General features: G+C 66.4%; 2 protein-coding genes. Both read right to left on the bottom strand.

Annotation, left to right across the window (positions count from 1 at the left end):
* Nucleotides 1-79 precede the first annotated feature (79 nt).
* Nucleotides 80-808, bottom strand: coding sequence for an IS21-like element helper ATPase IstB (gene istB / locus KHC19_RS16400; protein ID WP_213353463.1), 729 nt, complete (start codon nt 806-808; stop codon nt 80-82).
* Nucleotides 808-1359, bottom strand: a 552-nt coding sequence (locus KHC19_RS16395) for a Mu transposase domain-containing protein (RefSeq protein WP_425514522.1), incomplete at its 5' end; no start/stop codon positions are given. The genes istB and KHC19_RS16395, both read right to left, overlap by 1 nt.

Raw genomic sequence — 1359 nt, 5'->3', positions numbered from 1 at the left:
CGCGGCGAGGAGGCGGCGCGGCGGAGCTGGTCTGGATTGCGCAGCCGCGCCGGCTCCGGATCGGTGGTGTGCGGGGAACTCAGAGCCTGTTCTTGAAGCGCCAGCTCTCGTTGCCGGTCTCGACGATGTCGCAGTGATGGGTGAGCCGGTCGAGGAGCGCGGTGGTCATCTTGGCGTCGCCGAAGACGGACGGCCACTCGCCGAAGGCGAGGTTCGTCGTGACGATGACGGAGCTCTGCTCGTAGAGCCGGCTGACCAGGTGGAAGAGCAGTTGTCCGCCGGACTGGGCGAAGGGCAGATAGCCAAGTTCGTCGAGGACGATGAAGTCCATGCGGGCGAGATAGTCGGCCATGCGGCCCTGGCGGCCGGCGCGGGCTTCGGACTCGAGCTTGTTGACGAGATCGACGACGTTGAAGAAGCGGCCGCGAGCACCGGTACGGATGCAGGCTCGGGCGATCGCGATGGCGAGATGGGTCTTGCCGGTCCCAGTCCCGCCGACGAGGACAACGTTGCGCTGATGCGCCAGGAAGTTGCCGCCGGCGAGATCATGAACGAGGGTCTCGTTGATCGGGGTTCCGTCGAAGGCGAAGTCGGCGACATCCTTGGCGAGCGGCAGCTTGGCGATGGTGATCTGATACTTGATCGAACGGGCCTGCTTCTCGGCGATCTCGGCGGCAAGCAGGTCGCCGACGACGCGCTGCGGCTCGTGCTGGCGCTTCACCGCCGAGGCGATGATCTCGTCGAAGGCGGCCTTCATGCCATAGAGCTTGAGCTCGCCCATGGTGGCAAGAATCTCCGAGCGTTCCATCACACGGCTCTCCTGAGGCTGTCGTAGCGGGCACAATCGGCGGCGGGCTCATGGCGCAGGCGCAAGGCATCGGGCGTCATGATCGTGATCGCTGCCGCCAGCTCGCGGCGCCGGGCCAGGATGTTGATGATCACGTCGGCGGAGTGGACGCCTTGCCGCAGAGCGTCCGCGCAGGCGGCTTCGACGGCGGACAATCCGTCGCTCAGCACCGCGGTGAGGATCTCGACCATCTGTCGGTCGCCGTCTTGAACGGCCGCGAGCTTGCGCCGGACCCGGTCGATCGCACCGGGCAAGACCCAGTCCTTGAAGGGCGCTCCGTTCCGCAGGGCGCCCGGCTTGCGAGCCAGTACCGGGACATAGTGCCAGGGATCGTAGATGGTCTGGTCGCGGCCATAGCAGCGGGGATGCTCGCCGACGATACGCCCGTCCTGGCGCAGCTCGATCCGATCGGCATAGGCGCGGATCTCGACGGGGCGCCCGACCGCACTCGCGATGACCGAGTACTTGTTGTTGTCGAAGCGCACGAGACAGGTCTTTGACACCGAGGCTGG

Source organism: Ancylobacter oerskovii, from assembly GCF_018390555.1.
Taxonomy (GTDB): Bacteria; Pseudomonadota; Alphaproteobacteria; order Rhizobiales; family Xanthobacteraceae; genus Ancylobacter; species Ancylobacter oerskovii.
The sequence above is the reverse complement of the archived record's forward strand: the minus strand, read 5'-3'. Positions and strand labels throughout refer to the sequence as shown.